Consider the following 20,986-nt stretch of genomic DNA (forward strand, 5'->3'; position numbering starts at 1 on the left):
AATTACAGAACCACACTAACCAATGGATGGGTAGATAGCGTTCTATATAACTCGTCCAGTTGCTCACGACTAGTAGCAGTAATTGGCAATGTGATGCCTAGATAATTTCCATCTTTAGAGGGCCGTTGCTCAACCTTACTCTCATCAAAGGTGGGATCGAATTGTTTTGCAATGTGCACTATCGCCGGCAGATATTCTGGATTTGCTTTACCCATTACCTTAATAGGAAATAGCGATGGGTATTCAATGAGTGATTTTTCTTCGGCCATATATTTTCTCTAGTTTTGATTATTTACGATGATCTGGCATACCTAACCAAGCGCCAGTGATGATGTTGCGAATGCAATGCAAGCGACGATGAAAAAAATGATCTGCGCCAGGTACCACTTGAACAGTAAGCTCTTGAGGACGCGCCCAATCCAAAACATCGATCAAGGGAATGGTTTCATCTAATTCACCATGAATCAAAATCGTATCTGCTGGCACCTGGGCCAATGTCCACTTGCCTGCAGCGCTACCCACCATGACAAGGCGCTCAGCTGGACGACCTAGTTCTGAAAGCCTTTGCACCAAGTGGCTACCAACAAAACTTCCAAATGAAAATCCCGAAACTACCAAAGGTAAAGTGTTCGCGTTTGCTACCCAAGATTGATTTGCAGTTGCTTCAAATTCACCCCAGCTTGAGGGTGTCCGCATCCAATCGGTAACGTGCAGCAAATCTTCTAACTCACCAACACCATCGTCATGAACACCTTCAGTTCCGCCTACCCCACGGAAATTGGGGCGCACACTAACGTAACCCAATTGGTTAAAAGCTCGCGCCATGGTTTGCGCAACTTTGTTATCCATTGTTCCGCCCATCAAAGGATGGGGATGTGCAACAAGTGCTATGCCACGCACTATGAATGCAGGGTCATTTTTTAATTCATCAGGAAGATCAATGGACATTTCCATCGATCCAACAATTCCCTGAATCTGAATTACTTTGGTACGGCTATTCATAAAAAACTTTCAATTCTTTAGATGACTATGTCAACTGCAAGCGCTCTACTGGGCGCCCTTCGATTAAATGGGATTGGATAATTTCTTCAACATCATCTGTATCGACAAAGGTATACCAAATACCCTCAGGATAAATAACCATCACCGGCCCATCAGAGCATCGATCCAAGCATCCAGCCTTGTTTACGCGAATCTTGCCGGGGCCTGCAAGACCAAGCTCTTTCACTCTTTTTTTGGCATAGTCAAACAAAGCAAAAGCATTGTGCTGATCGCAACACTCCTCACCATTACTGCGTTGGTTTAAACAAAAAAATAAGTGGTGTGAAAAACTCATAGAAAAATTATATTCATCAATGTTTTGGTTTAGGGTCAATGGCACTGCGAATCATCCAAATAAGAGCCAGAGGTAACCATACTACTGAAACCCACTGCATCAGCTCATTAAAGTGCAATAAACGACCTTGGTACCAGTGTCGTAGCGTCAAAATGAAATAAGGGTTATCAGGTAAAACATTGACGGCAATTGTGGTGCCAAGCAAGCAAATCAAAGCCAGCCAAAACCTAGCTCTTGGACCCAACTCTAAGGCCCACCTCAACAAGATACTGCCCAACACCATTCCCCATAGAGCGCCTGCAGTAAGCCAAATCAAACTAAACTCAGCACCAAATTGCAGAGCGGTAAACAAAATCTTGATCAAGACTGTCAAACCAAGAAGCCCATTGAGAATCCGCCACTGAGGAGCCTTGGTGCGCAAACCCAAGGACAGCAGTAAGGCAATACCAAGCCAACATAGGGAGGTAATGGCCGTCTCTTGAATAACATGATTAATAACTAAGGTACCCCAATCTACTGAACCAAATATGGCATGCCCCCAGACACCTGTGCCAAGCCAAGAGCTCTGAGGATAAATTTGCGACCAGGGAAATAAGAGGAACAATGCACATGCTGCCCAATTAAGGCCAAACCATTGATCAAAACGCCGACGAATGGCGCTTCCAGACAGCCATTGCGGTCCAAGAGGAATGGCCAATAAGCCTCCCAATAACCCTCCCAAGATATTGGCCCACCAATCCATCTGACTTGGTATGCGGGTAGGCAGCCAAGATTGCAATGTTTCAACCCCCAGCGCCAGGACAGCACTCAAACCCAGAGCCATTCCAAGCGCTACATAGTTACGCCATCTTGGGTAGGCAGCAAACATCACCAAAAATCCAAAAGGAATATAGGCCAAGATATTGACCGATACATCAAATAGGGTAATAAAACGCGGCAAGGGAGCATCCAACCATGCCCATGCGGCTATTCCATTCTGGAAATCAAAGTCGAAGGGGTTTAGGCTCACATAGAGGATCAAAAGCGCGTAACTTAAGCTCATAGCTCTAGCCAATGGCATCGCCTGCAGGGGCCATGCCAACTTTCGAGGTCTTTGATCTTTTTGATCCATCCCACAATTCTAGGTCAGACCTTTCTACAATGGCGGAATGACTGCAAATTGCATCCTTGAGCGCGTTACCGAGACCAAATCAACCAATGATGATCTTTTGGCACGCTGGCGTGCAGGAGAGCTTATTGACCCAGTCGCCCGCATCGCCCATAAGCAAACTGCAGGCAAAGGCCGGGCAGGCCGATCATGGCTTGCCAACCCAGAAGACTCCCTCTGCTTTTCTTTGGCATTTCCATTCAAGAGAACTGTCTCTGAACTTACTGGACTTAGTCTATTAGTTGGCTTAGCAGTTATTAATGGTATTGCGCAGGCTTGCGCTCTGAGCGAAGCAGAGCTTCAAGCAGCAGGCCTTCAGTTGAAGTGGCCTAACGATTTATTACTAAATCAAAACAAACTTGGCGGCATCCTCATTGAGGGCGGTCAAACAAAAGTAGGTGAGCCCACTTGGATGATTATTGGGGTTGGGATTAACTTGCGCAATACAGAAATGATCGAAGCAAACCTGGAAACTGGACTCAAAGTAGGTTCACTTTCTCAGCTTATCAAATCACCTCCTGATTCCGAATATCTCTGGCTCAAATTGCTGGCTTCACTTGAAGACGAGCTCGTCGAATTTGATCTCCATGGATTTAAACCGTGCAAAGAACGTTGGATGAAATGGGATGCCTATCGCAACCAAGCTGTTTGTATTTCTGGTGCTGGTAAAGATTCCATTTACGGCATTGCAAATGGCGTGGATGAAACTGGAGCATTACTATTGCAAGAAGATAACAAAACCATTGCCATTCATGCAGGCGATGTTTCACTACGGATTCAATCATGAGCCTTTATTTATTTTTTGATGTTGGTAATACACGTCTCAAATGGGCTGCGGTGGAGTCCACTCAGAATCCAAGTGCTCAACAAAAAAAATTATGGGCTTACTCTGGATCTATTAGCAGCAGGTCTTTGCAGTCCGCAGAACATCGAGCCGAGCTAGCAGACTATATTGCTAAAACACTACCAAAGCCTACAGCTATTGGCTTTTGCTGTGTGGCTGGCCCAGAGGCAATTACCAATCTCCAATCATTATTCCCTCAGTGGAGCGATGTTCAATGGAAGCAATTACAAGGTAATAGCACTTTTGCGGGGATGCGCAGCTTGTATCAAGAGCCCAGCAAGCTCGGTGCCGATCGATGGGCCGCGATGATAGGCGCACGTGCACTATCAAATAAAAACACTTTAATTGTGAACGCTGGCACTGCTACAACGATCGATTTACTTGGCTCTAATGGCATACATTACGGCGGCTGGATTTTGCCTGGTCTTGAATTAATGCAAACTAGCTTAGCGAACAATACTGCACAACTTGATTTAGCTACACGTTTAGAGCAACATGGTTTTGGCACCTGCACTAATGATGCAATGATTGGAGGCTGTGACGCAGCACAAATTGGAGCAATTCTTTATGGCATGCAGCACGCGAAAGAAATCAATATTCCAGTTGAAAAGATTTGGATCGACGGCGGTAATGCCAAAATCCTAGCAAAAGAAATTGCGCAAACGAATTTACCTGCCAAGCAGCTTTTGGAGACAACTGAAGGATTGGTACTACGTGGTATTTGGGCGTGGTTACTACAAAATCTTTAAGAGCGAATCTTGCCTAATAGGCTTGTAGTTGAACGCTCATACAGGAAAGGTATTGCAACTGCCTTGCCACCCCAACTTTTTACCAGATGGGTTTCGGCTAAGGTGTCGATTTCGTAATCTCCGCCTTTGACGTAAATATCAGGCCGAATTTTTTCAATTAAGCTCACTGGCGTTTGTTCGGTAAACAACACTGCCATGTCTACACTTTCCAGCGCAGCCAATAAAGCCTGGCGATCAGCCTCAGAATTGATTGGCCTGTCATCACCTTTACCCAACATCTTGACTGACGCATCCGAATTCACACCCACTACCAAACTAGCGCCCAAAGCACGTGCCTGAGCTAAATAACTGGCATGGCCACGGTGCAAGATATCAAAGACCCCATTGGTAAATACCAGGGGCCTTGGAAGGCCTGCTAAACGATCTGCAAGCTGCTCGGGCGAACAGACTTTGGCTTCGAAAGAGGGTGGTGGCAACTGACTCATAACTCAATATTAATGGCAATTTTGTAATGCCAGCGATATTACCCAGAATGTCTTAGACTTGGCCTCTATCCAGCGAAATTAAAAGGCGCAATATGCACCGCTATTTGATGAACTTCCTCTTTGGCTTATTTACCCTTTTATCGGGACTTCAGCTTGCTCATGCTGCGACCACTTGCAGCCCTCTGCTATCCCATACTTTTCCACGCTTACAGGATGAAGCCCCACAAAATCTTTGCCAATATCAAGGCAAGGTCATTCTAGTTGTCAATACAGCAAGTTTCTGTGGCTTTACGAGTCAATATGAAGGTCTTGAGAAGCTCTATGCCAAATACAAGGATCAGGGGTTTGTAGTTTTAGGTTTTCCTTCCAATGACTTTGGACAACAGGAGCCTGGTAGCAACAAAGAAATTGCCGATTTCTGCAAAAACACTTACGACGTGAAATTTCCGATGTTTGCTAAAAGTGTGGTTTCGGGCAACAACCCAAACCCCTTATTTAAGATGTTGATTGCCAAAACGGGCACAACCCCTAAATGGAATTTTTATAAATATTTAATAGATCGCAATGGCAATGTGATTGATTCATTTGGAAGCATGACTAAACCGAGCAGCAGCAGCATTACTGGTCCAATTGAAAAGCTTTTAGGAGAAAAAGCGCAGTGAGTAAAAAAAGAATTGCCATTATTGGCGCAGGCATATCTGGATTAGGCTGCGCATATGCCTTAAGACAACATCCTGAATTTGAAATTACCTTATATGAAGCAGGCGACCATATTGGTGGCCACAGCAATACAGTGGATTTCAATTACATCGTCGACGGCAAAGAGCTTGCCCATGGTGTAGATACTGGCTTCCTGGTATTTAACCGTAAGACTTATCCACGTCTCGTTCGACTATTCGAAGAAATTCAAGCGCCAATAGCCCCATCAGAAATGTCTTTTTCTGTATCCATTGATGCCTCTGGAAAATCTGGATTCAACCAAAAAATTGAATGGGCTGGCAATGACATTAATTCTTTTTTTGGACAAAGGTCTAATCTCTTATCTCCATCCTTCTGGAGAATGGCCTATGACATCTTGCGCTTTAATCGCCTTGCTACTCAGTTAGCGCATGAGCAAATTGAAGCCGGTCATCAATACAAAGAGCCTGATGAAAAAATTGCGGATTTTTTAAAGCGCCATCGCTTTAGCCAAAGCTTTAAAGAGAATTATTTTTTACCAATGATTGGTGCAATCTGGTCTTGCTCGGTAGAGCAGATGCTAGAGTTCCCTATTCAAACAATGGTGCGCTTTTGCCATAACCATGGTCTTTTACAAATCCAAAATCGCCCGCAATGGTTAACTATCAAAGGTGGATCACGAGAGTACGTCAAACGGATTGTTGCGGCCCTAGAAAAACATCGGATAGTGATTAAACGTGAGTCTGCCCTGCGCGTAAATACAAGTCACAGTGGCGAACAAGTTGAGGTTGTTAGTCAGTCTGGATCGAACCACTTTGACGAAGTCATCATGGCTTGTCACAGCGATCAAACACTGGATTTAGTGCACGGTATTGATCAACAGGCTAGAAATATTTTGGCAGCCATTCCATATCAAAAGAATCGGGCAATTTTGCACACTGATATCCGTTTCTTACCTGAGGCAAAGCGCTGCTGGGCTGCATGGAACTACACCGCTAAATCCGGTGACAAGCCCAATGTAAAACAACATGTCAGTGTAAATTATTTAATTAACCGCTTGCAGCCCCTGCCAAGCCAGCTACAAGATACACAAATCATTGTTAGCTTAAATCCCTCAGAAGAACCAGATCCAAAACTAGTTCACCAGGAAATTCATTATTCCCATCCCGTTTTTGATATGAGCGCGATACAGGCACAAAAAGAGCTGCCCTTAATTCAGGGCTCAGGGTCAATTTGGTATTGCGGCGCCTGGACTGGATTTGGATTTCATGAAGATGGCTTGCGTTCTGGAGAATTAGTTGCAGAAGCTTTAATTGAAAGCATTCGTCAGCCTATTAAATCTAAACAAGATGTCTAGTTAATGGCGCAAGCAAAGATTAACTTTGGAGTTGTAAAGCACCAGCGCTTGCGGCCGGCTAAGAATGCTTTTGGTTATGGAGTATTTACCGTCTCCATACCTATGCGTGCTCGAGGTGCTAATCCAACACTACTTACGCATCTGGGCTTAAGCGATAACCGTTGGGGTCTTTGTGCATTTTTTGATAAAGATCACGGCCTGGGTGAACCCAATAGCCTTGCTTGGATTGAAAAGATTCTGGCAGAAAATCATGTGCAGCATGTCGATGGCGAAATCTGGCTTCAGACCTTTCCGAGAGTGCTAGGCTATGTTTTTAATCCTGTAAGCTTTTGGCTCTGCACACGGGCTGATGGCAAAGTACAGGCCGTGTTAGCTGAGGTCAACAATACCTTTGGTGAACGTCACTGTTATTTGCTGTACAAAGATTCTGGCGAGGCGCTTCGTTCTGGCGAAACACTCACCAGCAAAAAGGTGTTTCACGTTTCACCATTCTGTGATGTGCGTGGTGACTATCATTTCCGCTTCCTATTTTCGCAAGATAGTAATAGCGGCAATAACAACGTCTGCCGCATCGAGCTGCACGAAGATGGTTTACCCCTCATTAACACCAGTATTAGCGGCACTAGCCGCCCACTAAGCCAAGCCAATGTCATGCTGGCGCTCATTCGCTACCCTCTAATGAGTTTAGGAGTGATTTTCCGGATACATTGGCAAGCATTGAAATTATGGGTAAAAGGTGTACCCTTTCACTCAAAGCCTAAACCACCTGAACTTGAAGTTAGCAGATGAATCGCCCCGGACAATCACTACTCTCTAGACTCAACTTTTCTCGCCCACATAAGCAAGTTGGCGCCTCACCGCAATATCAGATCAGCACTAAGACGCTTCTAACGCTACTGACCCAGCTAGGTAGCGGTCACTTGACGCTAACCATGCCGAACGGTGAAAAGCGAGAATTTGGTGACCTGAGTGATTCCTTACATGCAGAAATTCATGTCCTGGAATGGTCGGTATTCAAAGAGATCATGTCGCATGGCGATATTGGTTTTGCTGAAAGCTACATCCAAGGAAAGTGGAATACTCCCAACCTTAAAGCATTGCTTGAGCTGGCGATACGCAATCGAACTATCTTAGAAAAAGCCATTTATGGCAATTGGTACGGGTCCATCTTTTATCGCCTGAAGCACTGGCTGCGTGATAACAGTAAAGCAGGAAGTCGCAAGAACATTCATGCACATTACGACCTAGGAAATGCCTTTTATACACTCTGGCTTGACCCCACTATGAGCTACTCTAGCGCCTGGTTTTCAGAAGGCGATAAGCAAGCCCTAGTAGATGGTCAGCGTGCAAAGATTGGACGAATTCTTGACTCCCTAAATACAAAGCCGGGAGATCATGTTTTAGAAATCGGCTGCGGCTGGGGCGGCGTGATGGAAGAGTCCCTACGAAGCAATAGGTCGATTACTGGTTTAACACTCTCCACAGAACAAAAAGCTTTTGCAGAAAAACGCTTGCAAGAAGTTCAAGCAATGACCAAAAATTCATCGTCCTTTGAAGTGCGATTACAAGATTACCGTGATTGTCAGGAAAAATTTGATGGCATTGCTTCAGTAGAAATGTTTGAAGCAGTTGGCGAGAAACATTGGCCAGAATATTTTGAAACTATTGCTCATTGTTTAAAAGCTGGAGGCAAAGCATGCATCCAAACGATTGTGATTGCAGAAGATCTTTTTGATCGCTATCGTCGCAATACGGACTTTATTCAACAGTACGTCTTTCCTGGGGGCATGCTGCCATCAAAGGCAAGCTTTAAAGAGAGCGCAGCCAAGGCTGGCTTGCAAATTGAACAAGAATTTGCTTTTGGAGCTGACTACGCAAAAACGCTTTGCCTCTGGAGAGATAGTTTTAATCAAAAACTCCAAGAGGTACGTCAACTAGGATTTGATGAAGCCTTTATTCGCCTTTGGAACTTCTATCTTATGTATTGCGCTGCCGGTTTTACCGAGCGCAATATTGATGTGGTGCAATTCACTCTCAGCCATCAACCCCCACAAGCATCTTCTGATGCGCTCAGCGCATGAAACAACAGGGTATTGATCGCTTCTCCGGAAAAAGAGTCTGGGTTATAGGCGCCTCAAGCGGAATTGGCGAGGCCTGTGCACAGACCCTCCTAAGCAAAGGTGCCAAGGTAGCACTTTCTAGCCGCAGAGCAGAACGATTAAATCAAATTGCCCTGAATGCAAAAGATGGGCAGACTTTAGTTATTCCACTAGACGTTACTGATTACGCACAACTGCAAGAGGGCTACAACACCATTTTGAGCGCCTGGGGCGGCATAGATCTCCTTCTTTTTGTATCCGGAATGTACGTGCCTCTGCGCGCAGATAATTTCGATATCAAAGTTGCAGAAAAAACGATTGATGCAAACCTTTTGGGGCCAATGAGAGCAGTTGCTTTGGTAGTGCCAGAAATGTTGAATGCTCAATCAGGACACATTGCTATTGTTGGTAGTGTTGCAGGCTATAGCGGTCTTCCCAAAGCTTTGGCATATGGCCCAAGCAAGGCTGCCATCATCAATTTTTGCGAGAATTTGTATTACGACTTACTGCCCACTGGAGTCAGTGTGCATATGATCTCGCCGGGATTTGTGGCGACTGAAGCTACCGCTCAAAATGATTTTGAAATGCCAGCCCTCATTAGCGCAAAACAAGCGGCAGATGAGATATTGATGGGTATTCAGAAGGGGGAATTTGATATTCACTTCCCTAAACGCTTCTCAAGATTCTTAAAATTTCTCAGAATCTTGCCTTACCCAATTTACTTTTGGATTGTGCGCCGCTTCGTCAAAATTTAAGCAGCGCCAAAGCACAACCTCTGCTGAGGTTACTGCTTGTACTTGTCTTTACGGATTTTCTCTTCCAAATAATCCATTACAGCGATAGCTTTAGCTTTAGATCCAGCAATCGATGGTGAAGTTACATATTTGCCTTGCATCACAACCGTCGGCACTCCATCTATACGATAGGCTTCAGTCAATTGCTTGGCGGCACGTGCTTTAGAAACTACTGCAAAAGAGCGATAGGTTGCTAAGAAGGTATTGCGATCAACCCCTTGCGATGCAACCCAATCGGCAATTTCCGGCTCTGTTAGAAGACGCTTATTTTCTTTATGCATTGCGTACATCACTTTTTCATTCAGAGCATCACCTTTACCCATGGCCTCTAAGGCATAGAACAATTGGCTGTGCGGCATGAAGTCATCACGGAAAGCAACCGGGACTCTGCGAAAGACTACATCTTTCGGTTGACGCTTTACCCAGGCGCTGAGCTCAGGCTCGAAGTCGTAGCAATGCGGACAGCCGTACCAAAAGAACTCAATAACCTCAACTTTTCCTTTGGTTTCTACCGGTTGCGCAATAGGCAAAATGCGGTAATCAAAGCCCTCTTCAATTTTTTGACCCTGTGCACTAGCAAAGCCACTTAATGAAAGAAGTGCAAATAAAGTAATGAATCTTTTGCTTAATGAAATCATGATTTACTGGATTTAATCAAAGTTGGTTTAATTCCTATGCCGCTCAATTTGTCTCGCACTGAGTTGCTCTCATCAACACTGTTATATGGGCCTACACGAACGCGCCAGAGGGTATTGCCATCACTGGTAACTTCACTCAACTGAGCCTGTATTCCCTGAATAGCCAAATTGGCTTTTTGTGCATCTGCATCAGCACGCTTTGTAAATGCACCCACCTGCAAGAAATAGATAGAGTCTGATTTAACTGCAGGGGGTACATCTGCTGGCTTATCAGCAGCTTTCTTGCCATTTACCAAATCACCAATCGGATCTGCTGAAGCTGGAGGAAGCGTTTTACCCTGAAGTGGCTTATTTAAATCCACCGGCTCAGCAGGAGCGGCTGTCTCACCTTCTGCCGGTGCAGCTGAAGGCTTAATAATTAAAGGTAGATTAGGTGCACGCACCCCGGGTCTTTCTTGGGGGGTATTTTTAGACAGATAAAAGGCAATCACAAAGGCAACGCCGAGGCCAGCACCTAAACCCAAGATGAAGCCGAGAATAGTGCCGCCGTACTGGGAATTTTGCTGATTCGGTGTTTTCATCATTTCCTCATCTTACATCTTCACTTCATGCCTCGCTATTACATCTTAAAAGGTGCTGATACCCCGAGTACTTTTAAGCCATTTTGTAGAACCTGGCGTGTTGCCAACAACAGTGCAAGACGTGCTTGCTTTAAATGTTGATCGTCAACTAAGACACGATCAGCGTTATAGAAGGTATGAAAATCACCTGCTAAATCACGCAGATAAAAAGCCAAAGCATGCGGCGCCAATTCTTCAGCAGCAGCAGTAAGCACCTCTGGATATTCTGCTAAGCGACGCAGTAAATGATCGGATGCCTTGCTTTGTAGAAGTGATAAATCTGCTTTAGCCAATTCCGACGCTTGTCCGCCCCACTGCTGCAGGATTGAACTAATACGCGCATGCGCATATTGAACATAGAACACTGGGTTCTCATCATTTTGCTGCAAAGCTAAGTCAATATCAAAAACAAACTCAGTATCTGCTTTGCGTGAGATCAAGAAAAAGCGCACTGCATCACGGCCGCGCTGCAAAGCAAATTCTCTCTCTTCAGGCGTCATCTCTGGAGTAACGCCACCAGACCATTCAACCAAATCACGCACAGTCACATATGAGCCCGCGCGCTTGGAAATTTTCACTTCTTCACCATGACGCATCACGGTAACCATCTTATGCAAAACATATTCTGGATATGTTTTAGGAATATCCCAACCACGCTTCTGTGCCACGCCCTGTAAGCCTGACCGAACACGGGCAATCGTGCCATGGTGATCGCTACCTTGCACGTTAATAACTTTCTGAAAGCCACGATTCCACTTACTGGTGTGATACGCAACGTCAGGCACGAAGTAGGTAAAGCTACCGTCTGACTTACGCATTACGCGATCTTTATCGTCACCATCATCCGTGCTCTTCAACCAGAGAGCGCCTTCAGACTCATAGGTCTTGCCAATATTTTGCAAGTCGCCAACGATTTGAGCAACACTGCCATCGGTGTACAAAGAAGATTCTAAGTAATAGCAATCGAATTTCACACCGAAAGTTTTCAAATCAATATCTTGCTCATTACGCAAATACGCAACAGCAAATTGACGAATCGCTTCAATGTCATCTTTAAATTCTGGAGAGGCTTTGAATGCTGTAGCAATCTCCGCAATATATTCACCGTTATAAGCTTGCTCTGGCCACTTGGCATCGCCAGGTTTTAAGCCTTGCAAACGGGCTTGAACGGATAAGGCTAAATTCGCAATCTGCACACCAGCATCGTTGTAATAAAACTCGCGATGAACCTTAATGCCTTGTGTCGCCAACAAATTTGCCAAGGCATCCCCAAGGGCAGCCTGTCTTCCGTGACCAACGTGCAGTGGGCCGGTTGGATTGGCAGAAACAAACTCAATCATCGCACTGGTGGCTGACCCATCGCTGACTGCGGACTCACCAAAATGAGCGCCTGTAGAAAGTATCTCTTCTACTACAGCGGTCTTAGCCAAATTACTAAGGCGAAAATTAATAAAGCCAGGGCCGGCGATTTCACAAGATGCAATGAGTTCATTGAAGCCAGCTTGCTGCTGCAGGCGCTCTACCAAAGCTTGCGCTAACTCGCGTGGATTTAACTTCCAAGCTTTCGAAAGCTGGAGGGCGATATTACAGGCGACATCCCCATGATCAACAGCTTTTGGACGCTCTAGACGGGGGGCAGGGGCTTCGCCTAGGTCGCGCTCCTGGGCCAAGGCTGCAAGGGCAGCACTCAGCATTTCAATTAAACGATTTTTATTGGTAGACAACATAGATAAGTGAGTTTATCAGGTGGTAAGCTATCGAAATGATCTATCAATTTCGCTCCAAGGCTGGTCCAGATGTCATCATGCTGGCAGATCTGACTAAGCGAATTTTTGACATCTTAGGGCGCCCCCTAGAACCTCGGGGCATCCTGACGGTGGAACAGCTCCCAAATCTCATTACCGCACTAGAAACTGCCATTCTCAAAGATCTTGAAGAGCGGGCTAAAGCAAATGACGAGACCGAAAGTGGCGCTGAGAAGCCCAAGCTAGCAGATCGCCTTGGGCAGCGAGCCTACCCATTCCTAGAGCTCATGAAACAGGCTAAAGCCAAAGACGAACCCGTTATGTGGGGCGTTTAATCTAGCAAGCTCGCTAGCTGGCGACGGGTATCTTCAACGCTCTGACCACGGCGCTTTGCCAAGTCTTCAACCTGATCATCCGATAACTTGCCTACATTGAAGTAGCGCGCATCGGGATGGGCCAAATAGAAACCGCTTACGCTTGATGCTGGGTTCATCGCCATCGACTCTGTCAGCGTCATGCCAATATCTTCGGATCCAATCACTCTCAATAAATCTTCTTTGACCTCATGGGCCGGACAAGCTGGGTAACCAGGTGCTGGACGAATGCCACGATATTCTTCATTGATCATCTGATCATTAGTCAAAATCTCGTCAGTTGCATAGCCCCAAAGATCGGTACGAACACGATGGTGCATTAATTCAGCAAAGGCCTCTGCTAAACGATCTGCCAAGGCCTTCAACATAATGGCACTGTAGTCATCATGCTTTGCCTGAAATTCAGCAACTTTCTTTTCAACGCCATGGCCAGTGGTAACTGCAAAACAACCAAGGTAATCAGAAACACCAGAATCTTTTGGCGCAACATAATCAGCCAAACACCGGTTAGGTCTACGCACACCATCTACAACAGGACGTTCGGATTGTTGACGCAAGTTATGCCATACAAACAAAGGATGCTCGCGTGCTTCATCGCTATACAGAACAATATCGTCACCCACTGTATTAGCCGGGTAGAAAGCCACCACTGCATCAGCCTGTAGCCATTGCCCCTTAATCAGCTTATCGAGTAATGCTTGAGCGTCGGCAAACACCTTGCGAGCCTCAATACCAACCACTTCGTCATCCAAAATTGCTGGGAACTTACCGGCTAAGTCCCAAGTCTGAAAGAATGGTGTCCAGTCAATATATTTAGCAATATCACTCAATGCAAAGTTTTTAAATACGCGACGACCAATAAACTTCGGCTTCTCAGGAACATAAGCAGACCAATCAATCATCTCGCGATTCTTACGAGCAGCCGCCAAAGAAATGGTTGGTGCAGCTTTCTTATTGGCATGCTGTTCACGGATGCGCACATAGTCATCACGCATATCTTGAATAAATTTTTTGGAACTTTCATCAGAAAGCAGGCTAGATGCAACAGACACCGATCTGGATGCATCCGGAACGTACACCACTGGACCATCGTAGTGAGGTGCAATCTTCACGGCAGTGTGTACACGCGAAGTGGTTGCACCACCAATCATCAAAGGAATTTGACGTTCACGGAACCAATCATCACGTTGCATCTCTTGCGCAACATAAGTCATCTCTTCCAATGAAGGCGTAATCAGACCAGACAAACCAACAATGTCGGCATTCTCTTCCTTGGCACGCTTCAAAATCTCTGCGCAAGGAACCATTACACCCATATTGGCTACTTCAAAGTTATTGCATTGCAGAACTACTGTCACAATATTTTTACCAATATCGTGTACATCGCCTTTAACGGTGGCCATGACAATCTTGCCCTTGGCTTTTGCTTCGCCACCTGCTGCAATATGTTGACGCTTCTCTTCCTCAATGTAAGGAATCAAGATTGCAACGGCTTGCTTCATTACACGCGCACTCTTAACTACTTGAGGCAAGAACATTTTGCCGGCACCAAACAAGTCGCCAACAACGTTCATACCGTCCATCAGAGGGCCTTCAATGACCTCAATAGGTCTGCCACCCGCACCCATGATTTCAGCGCGCAACTCTTCAGTATCTTCTTCAATAAAGGTAGTAATGCCATGCACCAGGGCATGCGTTAGACGCTCTCGCACTGGGGCTTCGCGCCATACTAGGTTCTCAACCTGCTTAGCACCGCCGCCCTTGAATTGATCAGCAATATCGAGCAAACGCTCAGTAGGCGTTTTGCCATCTTTTTCTTTAAAGCGATTGAGAACAACATCTTCAACACGCTCACGCAACTCTGGATCTAAATCAGCATATACGCCCAATTGACCAGCATTCACAATACCCATATCCATACCAGCTTGAATAGCGTGATACAAGAACACCGTATGGATTGCTTCGCGGACACGATCATTGCCGCGGAAAGAGAAGCTCACATTAGAAACGCCGCCACTTACCTTGGCACCAGGCAAATTTTCTTTAATCCAGCGCGTGGCGTTAATAAAGTCCACCGCATAGTTGTCGTGCTCTTCAATGCCAGTAGCGATTGCAAAAATATTCGGATCAAAAATAATGTCTTCTGCTGGGAAGCCAATTTCATTTACCAAGATCTCGTAGCAACGCTGACAGATCTCTGTCTTACGCTTAAATGTATCTGCTTGCCCTACTTCATCAAATGCCATCACTACAGATGCAGCGCCATAACGACGAATTAAACGCGCCTGATGTCTAAAGGGCTCTTCACCCTCTTTTAAGGAGATCGAGTTAACAATAGGCTTGCCTTGAATACACTTCAAACCTGCCTCGATAACACTCCACTTAGAGGAGTCGATCATGATAGGAACACGTGCAATATCAGGCTCAGAGGCAATCAAGTTCAAGAAGCGCGTCATTGCCGCCTCAGAATCTAGCATCGCCTCATCCATATTGATATCGATGACTTGTGCACCATTCTCAACCTGCTGACGCGCCACTACGAGCGCTTCGTCAAATTGATTATTCAAAATCATGCGCGAAAATGCTTTAGAGCCCGTGACATTCGTACGCTCGCCAATATTGACAAAACCAACATTGGCAGTCACATTAAATGGCTCAAGCCCTGAAAGCTTCATTGCTGGTATTACTTTTTTCTCTATCTTGCTCATGACAAAGCCTCTGCATTCTCACGGTAGAAAACACGTGGCTTACGTTTGGCAACTGCGTTTGCAATTGCACGAATGTGGTCAGGCGTAGTGCCACAGCAACCACCAACTAAATTGACCAAACCATCTTTAGCAAATCCATCGACCAAGCTAGAAGTAATTTCTGGGGTTTCATCAAACCCGGTATCGCTCATGGGGTTAGGCAAGCCAGCATTGGGATAGCAAGACACTGCGGCATCGCAGATGCGTGCGAGCTCTGCAATATAAGGTCGCATTAGTGCGGCACCTAAAGCACAATTCAAACCGAATGTCAGTGGCTTAATGTGACGCAAGCTATTCCAAAATGCTTCAACAGTTTGACCAGACAAAATACGGCCAGATGCATCCGTCACTGTTCCAGAAATCATGACAGGCAAGCGTTCGCCAGTCTCTTCAAAGAATTCATCTAAAGCAAACAATGCTGCTTTGGCATTGAGCGTATCGAAAATGGTTTCTACCAAAAATAAATCTACGCCACCAGCAAACAATCCTTCGATCTGCTCACGATACGAAGCACGCAGGGCATCAAAGGTGACATTGCGTGCGCCTGGATCATTCACATCCGGTGAAATGCTGGCAGTCTTTGGCGTAGGCCCAATCGCACCAGCCGCAAAACGTGGCTTATCAGGGGTACTGTATTTTTCACAAGCTGCGCGCGCCAATTTTGCGGAGACTTCATTCATCTCACGGGCTAAGCCAGCCATTTTGTAATCTTCTTGCGCTACTGAAGTTGCACCAAAAGTATTGGTTTCAATAATGTCTGCGCCAGCATCTAAATACTGCTCATGAATCTTGCTAATAATTTGTGGCTGGGTCAAAACCAAGAGCTCATTGTTGCCTTTGATATCTCCAGGGTGATCAGCAAATCGGGTATTTCCTGGTAAGCCGCGATAGTCAGCTTCGGTCAACTTATATTGCTGAATCATGGTGCCCATGGCGCCATCCAAAATCAGGATGCGCTGCTTTAATAGCTCGGGAAGCTTTTGACCGCGGGTATAGGGCTGGGACAAACCATTAGATTGCATTGTTAAACCGGGAATAATCTCTAGAATCCCTTATTCTATTGGAAAAGCTACTTTTCATTTACCCCGGAGCCCTTATGTTTGGAACCATTCCAGAATTCAATCAAAGCCTAGATATGTTGAAAACCATGTGGGGACAAGGTGCCGCAGGTCAAGCTGGACAGTTTCCCTTCACGACAGACGCTTCTAAGGCTGCTGGCGGCTTTGCTTCGGCATTTCCCGGCCTAGATGTAGATGAGCTTGAAAAGCGGATTAAAGACCTTAAAAGCGTTGAAAACTGGCTCAATCTGAACCTCAATATCCTCAAGTCGACTATTCAGGGTCTTGAAGTCCAGCATGCCACCATGATGGCGCTCAAATCCTTTGGCGATGCTGTCTCAGCAGCTAGCTCAGCAGCCAGCTCACCAAGCGCCCCCAAAGAAGAATCTAAGACTAAAACGACTAGTGCTAAACCACGGAAAACCGCAACACGCCGTCCTCGCAAAGCTGGCGATGCAACTTTCCTCGACGAAGTAGGTAATTCAGATGAGCAATAGCCTCACCCATCGCAAACGTGAGTTGATGAATATCTAGTTCACGTTTAAATAAGACCGGCACAATCTCTCTAGCATGTGCTGGTTTTTTACATGCCCCCAAGGTATCGGCCAAGCGATCATCATGATGGGCTTTAAGTTGCGCAACACGCGGCCTGATTCCAGTAAATGGTTTGCCATGCGAAGGCAGTACCAATGCATCCTCAGGTAACGCTAAATATTTTTCAATCGAGTCCAGATATAACCCCAGAGGATCTGCATCTGGGTCAGCATCGTAGACGCTCACATTGGTTGAGATGCGGGGCAATAACATGTCTCCAGAAATTAATACTCCAAGCTCTTTACAAAACAGAGAAGCATGCTCTGGCGCATGTCCATAACCCATGATGACTTGCCAAGAGTGGCCACCAATCAAAATCAATTCACCATCAATGATGCGACGGTATTGACGCGGCACTCCGGGAACCATATTGCTGTAGTAATTAGAACGCCCCCGAATTTTTTCTAAATCTTCAGTGGTCGTTAAACCATGTCTTTGAAAATGATCTGCAGATCCGCCACTACCAGCGCGTGAACCAACTGCAGCACCACCCTCTTTGCAACTTAGCCATTGGGCAGTTAAGTAATCTGTCATGGAAATCCACATCGGGACATTCCATTTTTCACAGAGCCATTGCGATAAACCAACATGGTCAGGATGCATGTGGGTCACGATGACACGCAAGACTGGCATGCCTTCAAGCTGGGTGGCAAACACCTGCTCCCAAGAAGCCCTTGTCTCATCATTGGCAATACCGCAATCCACAATCGTCCAGCCCGTAACACCACCAATTTGATCGCGCAATAGCCAAAGATTAATGTGATCCAAAGCAAAGGGCAGGCGCATTCTGATCCAGCGAACTCCTGGCGCAACCTCAATACTGCTACCCACTTCCGGAAGCGCATCTCCTAATGGATAATGGACAGTAGCTTCTGCACTTGCTAGGTTTTGAGTGTTCATGGCTTCGTGTTATTAATTTATTTTTACTTCTAGGTTGGCTTTGACAACAGCTCCATCGCCCTGCATTAATTGGTGTGACATTGATCCTGAAAATGGTTACTGTCGTGGCTGCTATCGTACCTTGAATGAAATTGCTGACTGGTCAGAACTGACAAATTCTGAAAAGCTTGAGGTTTTGGCCGAACTACCTAGCCGCAATCCCCAAGCATCACAGTAAAACCGATCTTTATTTCTTTTTTATTTATTGACGTCTACGATTAAACGTCCACGAACATTACCTGCCATTAATTCTTGCGCGTATTTGATCGATTCCTCAAGCGTAATCTCATGAGAGATCTCATCTAAAGTTTTTAGATCTACAAGCTTGCTTAATTGCTCATAGGCAGCAATTCGTTTTGCACGTGGAACAGTTACGCTATTAATGCCATACAAAGTAACGCCACGCAAAATAAATGGTGCAACGCTTGATGGAAAATCCATACCCTGAGCCAATCCACAAGCAGCAACAGCACCATCGCTCTTCGTCTGTGCACAAGCGTTTGCTAATGTATGACTTCCTACGCTATCAACCACAGCAGCCCATCGCTCTTTTGCTAACGGCTTACCAGGAGCAGATAAAGTAGCGCGATCAATGACTTCAGCCGCGCCCAATTTCTTTAGGTAATCTGCCTCAGCTATACGGCCTGTACTAGCAACCACAGTGAAGCCCAATTTGCTAAGCAGCGTAATTGCAAAGCTACCAACACCGCCAGCTGCGCCAGTCACCAAAACCTCACCATCACTTGGCTTGAGACCATGCTTTTGTAGTGCCATGACGCAGAGCATGGCGGTATAGCCTGCCGTACCAATGGCCAATGCTTGTTTAGCAGTAAATCCCGTTGGCAGAGGAATCAACCAATCAGCCTTTACACGAGCCTGCTGACCTAAGCCACCCCAATGCCCCTCGCCAACTCCCCAGCCATTGAGAAGCACCATATCACCAGTTTTGAAGTCAGGGCTGGTGCTCTCCATTACTTCGCCAGCAAAATCGATGCCTGGCACCATCGGAAAGCTACGAACCACTGGGCCTTTGCCAGTAATTGCCAAGCCATCCTTGTAATTGAGGGTGGAATATAGGACCTTTACACGAACATCGCCTTCTGGGAGGCTAGCCTCATCCACTTGGGCCAATTCTGCGCGATATCCTTGATCATCCTTATTTACCAATATTGCTTTAAACATGTCTCTTCCTTTTAGAACGAGGTATTTCCCCGCAGCAATTGCTTAATAGGTTTATCCTAACGAGCATTGCTGATTATGGAGGTTTCCATGAAAAAAATTCTACTATTAACTACGATTTCTGGCTTGCTGCTAGCTGGTTGCTATTCCACCCAAATTAATATGTCCATGGGCAATATGCGCTTGATCACTTCCAGCGCCGCACCACAGGATGTCATGGATTTCGCTACCAAGACCTGCAAAGACGATTTCTATGAAGGCGCTAGCTTTCTATCAAAGGCAGGCAAAGAATATCGCTTCAAGTGCGTAAAAGCCGAAGAAAACGAAATCTTGACTCCTATTCCTGGCACAACAATTACCGCTGCAGCAAAAGCTGAAGCCAAATAAGCAAAGACTAATGACCCCATTTACTTCACAAGAGCTACGTAAAGGTTTTGCATCATTTGCAACTGGGGTCACCGTCATCACCTGTTTAGATGAAGAAAATAATCCTCACGGTATTACGATTAGCTCATTTAATACTGTATCGCTTGAGCCGCCACTCATTCTCTGGAGCCTAAAGAAGCATTCCCGTCTTATGCCTTGGGTTGAGCTTGGTAAGAAACACCTCATTCACGTTCTAGAGCGCTCCCAAGAGAATTTGGCAATGCATTTCGCCACAGTGAAGACAGACCAATTTAAGGAGGTCGATCACAAACTGGCGGCCAGCGGACTTACCCAGATTGATCACTGCGTTGCTTACTATGAATGTGAAACTGTTTGCGTTCACATTGGCGGTGATCACAACATCATTGTTGCCAAGGTAATTAACTTAAAAAATCATCCTGAACGAGAGCCGCTCATTTTTGCGCGCAGTCAATTTATTGGCCTTGATTTCACGGAAACTAAAGCCAGCTAATTCGAATTAATTTCACAAGGAAATGCCATGATGCGTTTATGGGGTCGTAAAAGTTCTATTAACGTTCAAAAGGTATTGTGGTGCCTTGCTGAGCTTGGACTAAAAGAAGGCAAAGACTTCGAGCGTGTCGATGCCGGTCTGCACTTTGGCCTTAATGACACACCCGAGTTTCTCAAAATGAATCCGAATGGGCTTGTACCCACCCTTGAAGATGGGGAACTGACACTCTGGGAATCCAACACCATCATGCGTTACTTGGTTTCGCAGTACGACAAAAATGGACGATTCCCAAAAGGTGTTTCAGCTCAATACAACTCTGAAAAAATGATGGACTGGCAATTAGCAACCTTTTGGCCTCCATTGCGCACTGTTTTCTTAGGCCTTACTAGAACACCTGAAAAAGATCGTGATTACGATGTCATCTTCAAGGGCTATCAAACAACAAATAGCACCCTCGGCTTGCTCGATAACATCCTATCAACACAAGATTACTGTTCGGGCAATCAATTTAATATTGGCGATATCGTAGTGGCTCTGGGCGTTCATCGCTGGGTTTTACTAAACGATGCCTTTCCAGAAAAAACTGGCCCACGCAGCGAACTCAAAAACGTTGAGCGCTGGTTAAAGCAGTTGAGATCTGAAACCCATTTTGGTGAGTTTGCCGACAAAGAACTCAATATCGTTAAATAGGTTTTTGTCTAGTTG

At 45.7% G+C, this 20,986-nt stretch carries 25 protein-coding genes; 13 read left to right on the forward strand and 12 right to left on the reverse strand.

Annotated elements, in window-relative coordinates:
• Nucleotides 1-2 precede the first annotated feature (2 nt).
• Genes ICN20_RS03560 through ICN20_RS03575 form a run of 4 tightly spaced genes read right to left on the reverse strand, consistent with a single transcriptional unit; the run spans nt 3 to nt 2,447 of the window.
• Entirely contained in the window at nt 3-269 is a 267-nt protein-coding gene (locus tag ICN20_RS03560) for a DUF493 family protein (protein WP_072582654.1), read from the reverse strand.
• Between the two features lie 19 nt (nt 270-288).
• The gene (locus ICN20_RS03565; RefSeq protein WP_216238130.1) at nt 289-1,002 is read right to left on the reverse strand and encodes an alpha/beta hydrolase; all 714 of its coding nucleotides are present in this window, start codon (nt 1,000-1,002) and stop codon (nt 289-291) included.
• Nucleotides 1,003-1,027: 25 nt separating this feature from the next.
• A complete protein-coding gene (locus ICN20_RS03570; protein WP_216238131.1) occupies nt 1,028-1,336 on the reverse strand; it encodes a ferredoxin in 309 nt (102 codons plus the stop codon).
• A 16-nt stretch (nt 1,337-1,352) separates the two neighbouring features.
• A complete protein-coding gene (locus ICN20_RS03575) occupies nt 1,353-2,447 on the reverse strand; it encodes a VanZ family protein (protein ID WP_216238132.1) in 1,095 nt (364 codons plus the stop codon).
• Nucleotides 2,448-2,484: 37 nt separating this feature from the next.
• On the opposite strand from ICN20_RS03575, the gene ICN20_RS03580 reads away from it, so the two are divergent.
• Both ICN20_RS03580 and ICN20_RS03585 read left to right on the forward strand, forming a co-directional pair.
• A complete protein-coding gene (locus ICN20_RS03580; protein ID WP_216238133.1) occupies nt 2,485-3,270 on the forward strand; it encodes a biotin--[acetyl-CoA-carboxylase] ligase in 786 nt (261 codons plus the stop codon).
• On the forward strand, nt 3,267-4,076 hold the full coding sequence (locus tag ICN20_RS03585; RefSeq protein WP_216238134.1) for a type III pantothenate kinase: 810 nt from the start codon (nt 3,267-3,269) through the stop codon (nt 4,074-4,076). The genes ICN20_RS03580 and ICN20_RS03585 overlap by 4 nt, the downstream gene beginning before the upstream one ends.
• On the opposite strand, the gene rfaE2 is transcribed toward ICN20_RS03585, so the two are convergent.
• Nucleotides 4,073-4,561, reverse strand: a complete 489-nt coding sequence (gene rfaE2 / locus ICN20_RS03590; RefSeq protein ID WP_216238135.1) for a D-glycero-beta-D-manno-heptose 1-phosphate adenylyltransferase — start codon at nt 4,559-4,561, stop codon at nt 4,073-4,075. The genes ICN20_RS03585 and rfaE2 overlap by 4 nt on opposite strands.
• Nucleotides 4,562-4,668: 107 nt before the next feature.
• On the opposite strand from rfaE2, the gene ICN20_RS03595 reads away from it, so the two are divergent.
• Genes ICN20_RS03595 through ICN20_RS03615 form a run of 5 tightly spaced genes read left to right on the forward strand, consistent with a single transcriptional unit; the run spans nt 4,669 to nt 9,450 of the window.
• Nucleotides 4,669-5,223 (forward strand): glutathione peroxidase, encoded by a 555-nt coding sequence (locus ICN20_RS03595; protein WP_370624554.1) that lies wholly within the window; start codon nt 4,669-4,671, stop codon nt 5,221-5,223.
• Complete coding sequence (locus ICN20_RS03600) at nt 5,220-6,596, forward strand: FAD-dependent oxidoreductase (protein WP_216238137.1); 1,377 nt, start codon at nt 5,220-5,222, stop codon at nt 6,594-6,596. Before ICN20_RS03595 ends, ICN20_RS03600 begins: the two co-directional genes overlap by 4 nt.
• Nucleotides 6,597-6,599: 3 nt before the next feature.
• Nucleotides 6,600-7,385, forward strand: coding sequence for a DUF1365 domain-containing protein (locus tag ICN20_RS03605; protein ID WP_216238138.1), 786 nt, complete (start codon nt 6,600-6,602; stop codon nt 7,383-7,385).
• Entirely contained in the window at nt 7,382-8,677 is a 1,296-nt protein-coding gene (locus ICN20_RS03610; RefSeq protein WP_216238139.1) for a cyclopropane-fatty-acyl-phospholipid synthase family protein, read from the forward strand. The genes ICN20_RS03605 and ICN20_RS03610 overlap by 4 nt, the downstream gene beginning before the upstream one ends.
• Nucleotides 8,674-9,450 (forward strand): SDR family oxidoreductase, encoded by a 777-nt coding sequence (locus tag ICN20_RS03615; RefSeq protein ID WP_216238140.1) that lies wholly within the window; start codon nt 8,674-8,676, stop codon nt 9,448-9,450. The genes ICN20_RS03610 and ICN20_RS03615 overlap by 4 nt, the downstream gene beginning before the upstream one ends.
• A 29-nt stretch (nt 9,451-9,479) precedes the next feature.
• Here the strand turns inward: ICN20_RS03615 and ICN20_RS03620 are convergent, their stop codons facing one another.
• The 3 genes from ICN20_RS03620 to argS are packed head-to-tail and all read right to left on the reverse strand — an operon-like array spanning nt 9,480 to nt 12,474.
• Entirely contained in the window at nt 9,480-10,127 is a 648-nt protein-coding gene (locus ICN20_RS03620; RefSeq protein WP_216238141.1) for a thiol:disulfide interchange protein DsbA/DsbL, read from the reverse strand.
• Complete coding sequence (locus ICN20_RS03625; protein WP_216238142.1) at nt 10,124-10,711, reverse strand: SPOR domain-containing protein; 588 nt, start codon at nt 10,709-10,711, stop codon at nt 10,124-10,126. Before ICN20_RS03625 ends, ICN20_RS03620 begins: the two co-directional genes overlap by 4 nt.
• A 35-nt stretch (nt 10,712-10,746) precedes the next feature.
• Nucleotides 10,747-12,474, reverse strand: coding sequence for an arginine--tRNA ligase (argS, locus tag ICN20_RS03630; RefSeq protein ID WP_216238143.1), 1,728 nt, complete (start codon nt 12,472-12,474; stop codon nt 10,747-10,749).
• 35 nt (nt 12,475-12,509) lie between these two features.
• Here argS and ICN20_RS03635 point away from each other — a divergent pair, with 35 nt between their 5' ends.
• Complete coding sequence (locus ICN20_RS03635) at nt 12,510-12,827, forward strand: DUF1840 domain-containing protein (RefSeq protein WP_216238144.1); 318 nt, start codon at nt 12,510-12,512, stop codon at nt 12,825-12,827.
• Here ICN20_RS03635 and metH read toward each other — a convergent pair.
• The gene (gene metH / locus ICN20_RS03640) at nt 12,824-15,574 is read right to left on the reverse strand and encodes a methionine synthase (protein ID WP_216238145.1); all 2,751 of its coding nucleotides are present in this window, start codon (nt 15,572-15,574) and stop codon (nt 12,824-12,826) included. The two genes, ICN20_RS03635 and metH, sit on opposite strands and share 4 nt — an antisense overlap.
• Complete coding sequence (locus ICN20_RS03645; protein ID WP_216238146.1) at nt 15,571-16,635, reverse strand: homocysteine S-methyltransferase family protein; 1,065 nt, start codon at nt 16,633-16,635, stop codon at nt 15,571-15,573. The genes metH and ICN20_RS03645 overlap by 4 nt, the downstream gene beginning before the upstream one ends.
• Nucleotides 16,636-16,709: 74 nt before the next feature.
• Between ICN20_RS03645 and ICN20_RS03650 the strand changes: the two genes are divergently transcribed.
• A complete protein-coding gene (locus ICN20_RS03650; RefSeq protein WP_216238147.1) occupies nt 16,710-17,168 on the forward strand; it encodes a PhaM family polyhydroxyalkanoate granule multifunctional regulatory protein in 459 nt (152 codons plus the stop codon).
• Here the strand turns inward: ICN20_RS03650 and ICN20_RS03655 are convergent.
• Nucleotides 17,080-18,165: an MBL fold metallo-hydrolase gene (locus tag ICN20_RS03655; protein ID WP_216238148.1), complete on the reverse strand. Its 1,086-nt coding sequence runs from the start codon at nt 18,163-18,165 to the stop codon at nt 17,080-17,082. The two genes, ICN20_RS03650 and ICN20_RS03655, sit on opposite strands and share 89 nt — an antisense overlap.
• 40 nt (nt 18,166-18,205) lie before the next feature.
• On the opposite strand from ICN20_RS03655, the gene ICN20_RS03660 reads away from it, so the two are divergent.
• Nucleotides 18,206-18,382: a DUF1289 domain-containing protein gene (locus ICN20_RS03660; protein WP_216238149.1), complete on the forward strand. Its 177-nt coding sequence runs from the start codon at nt 18,206-18,208 to the stop codon at nt 18,380-18,382.
• Nucleotides 18,383-18,402: 20 nt separating this feature from the next.
• On the opposite strand, the gene ICN20_RS03665 is transcribed toward ICN20_RS03660, so the two are convergent.
• On the reverse strand, nt 18,403-19,386 hold the full coding sequence (locus ICN20_RS03665; RefSeq protein ID WP_216238150.1) for an MDR family oxidoreductase: 984 nt from the start codon (nt 19,384-19,386) through the stop codon (nt 18,403-18,405).
• Nucleotides 19,387-19,473: 87 nt separating this feature from the next.
• Here ICN20_RS03665 and ICN20_RS03670 point away from each other — a divergent pair, with 87 nt between their 5' ends.
• Genes ICN20_RS03670 through ICN20_RS03680 form a run of 3 tightly spaced genes read left to right on the forward strand, consistent with a single transcriptional unit; the run spans nt 19,474 to nt 20,971 of the window.
• Nucleotides 19,474-19,770: a hypothetical protein gene (locus ICN20_RS03670; protein ID WP_216238151.1), complete on the forward strand. Its 297-nt coding sequence runs from the start codon at nt 19,474-19,476 to the stop codon at nt 19,768-19,770.
• Nucleotides 19,771-19,780: 10 nt separating this feature from the next.
• Nucleotides 19,781-20,281: a flavin reductase family protein gene (locus ICN20_RS03675; RefSeq protein ID WP_216238152.1), complete on the forward strand. Its 501-nt coding sequence runs from the start codon at nt 19,781-19,783 to the stop codon at nt 20,279-20,281.
• A 27-nt stretch (nt 20,282-20,308) separates the two neighbouring features.
• Complete coding sequence (locus ICN20_RS03680) at nt 20,309-20,971, forward strand: glutathione S-transferase family protein (RefSeq protein ID WP_216238153.1); 663 nt, start codon at nt 20,309-20,311, stop codon at nt 20,969-20,971.
• Nucleotides 20,972-20,986: the final 15 nt, after the last annotated feature.

The sequence above is a fragment of the Polynucleobacter sp. JS-Polo-80-F4 genome (assembly GCF_018881965.1).
Classification (GTDB): Bacteria; Pseudomonadota; Gammaproteobacteria; order Burkholderiales; family Burkholderiaceae; genus Polynucleobacter.

Coding starts and splice junctions, on each gene's coding strand:
- ICN20_RS03560 (WP_072582654.1), bottom strand. CDS start 269: ATGGCCGAAGAAAAATCACTCATTGAATACCCATCGCTATTTCCTATT.
- ICN20_RS03565 (WP_216238130.1), bottom strand. CDS start 1,002: ATGAATAGCCGTACCAAAGTAATTCAGATTCAGGGAATTGTTGGATCG.
- ICN20_RS03570 (WP_216238131.1), bottom strand. CDS start 1,336: ATGAGTTTTTCACACCACTTATTTTTTTGTTTAAACCAACGCAGTAAT.
- ICN20_RS03575 (WP_216238132.1), bottom strand. CDS start 2,447: ATGGATCAAAAAGATCAAAGACCTCGAAAGTTGGCATGGCCCCTGCAG.
- ICN20_RS03580 (WP_216238133.1), top strand. CDS start 2,485: ATGACTGCAAATTGCATCCTTGAGCGCGTTACCGAGACCAAATCAACC.
- ICN20_RS03585 (WP_216238134.1), top strand. CDS start 3,267: ATGAGCCTTTATTTATTTTTTGATGTTGGTAATACACGTCTCAAATGG.
- rfaE2 (WP_216238135.1), bottom strand. CDS start 4,561: ATGAGTCAGTTGCCACCACCCTCTTTCGAAGCCAAAGTCTGTTCGCCC.
- ICN20_RS03595 (WP_370624554.1), top strand. CDS start 4,669: ATGAACTTCCTCTTTGGCTTATTTACCCTTTTATCGGGACTTCAGCTT.
- ICN20_RS03605 (WP_216238138.1), top strand. CDS start 6,600: ATGGCGCAAGCAAAGATTAACTTTGGAGTTGTAAAGCACCAGCGCTTG.
- ICN20_RS03610 (WP_216238139.1), top strand. CDS start 7,382: ATGAATCGCCCCGGACAATCACTACTCTCTAGACTCAACTTTTCTCGC.
- ICN20_RS03615 (WP_216238140.1), top strand. CDS start 8,674: ATGAAACAACAGGGTATTGATCGCTTCTCCGGAAAAAGAGTCTGGGTT.
- ICN20_RS03620 (WP_216238141.1), bottom strand. CDS start 10,127: ATGATTTCATTAAGCAAAAGATTCATTACTTTATTTGCACTTCTTTCA.
- ICN20_RS03625 (WP_216238142.1), bottom strand. CDS start 10,711: ATGATGAAAACACCGAATCAGCAAAATTCCCAGTACGGCGGCACTATT.
- argS (WP_216238143.1), bottom strand. CDS start 12,474: ATGTTGTCTACCAATAAAAATCGTTTAATTGAAATGCTGAGTGCTGCC.
- ICN20_RS03635 (WP_216238144.1), top strand. CDS start 12,510: ATGATCTATCAATTTCGCTCCAAGGCTGGTCCAGATGTCATCATGCTG.
- metH (WP_216238145.1), bottom strand. CDS start 15,574: ATGAGCAAGATAGAGAAAAAAGTAATACCAGCAATGAAGCTTTCAGGG.
- ICN20_RS03645 (WP_216238146.1), bottom strand. CDS start 16,635: ATGCAATCTAATGGTTTGTCCCAGCCCTATACCCGCGGTCAAAAGCTT.
- ICN20_RS03650 (WP_216238147.1), top strand. CDS start 16,710: ATGTTTGGAACCATTCCAGAATTCAATCAAAGCCTAGATATGTTGAAA.
- ICN20_RS03655 (WP_216238148.1), bottom strand. CDS start 18,165: ATGAACACTCAAAACCTAGCAAGTGCAGAAGCTACTGTCCATTATCCA.
- ICN20_RS03665 (WP_216238150.1), bottom strand. CDS start 19,386: ATGTTTAAAGCAATATTGGTAAATAAGGATGATCAAGGATATCGCGCA.
- ICN20_RS03670 (WP_216238151.1), top strand. CDS start 19,474: ATGAAAAAAATTCTACTATTAACTACGATTTCTGGCTTGCTGCTAGCT.
- ICN20_RS03675 (WP_216238152.1), top strand. CDS start 19,781: ATGACCCCATTTACTTCACAAGAGCTACGTAAAGGTTTTGCATCATTT.
- ICN20_RS03680 (WP_216238153.1), top strand. CDS start 20,309: ATGATGCGTTTATGGGGTCGTAAAAGTTCTATTAACGTTCAAAAGGTA.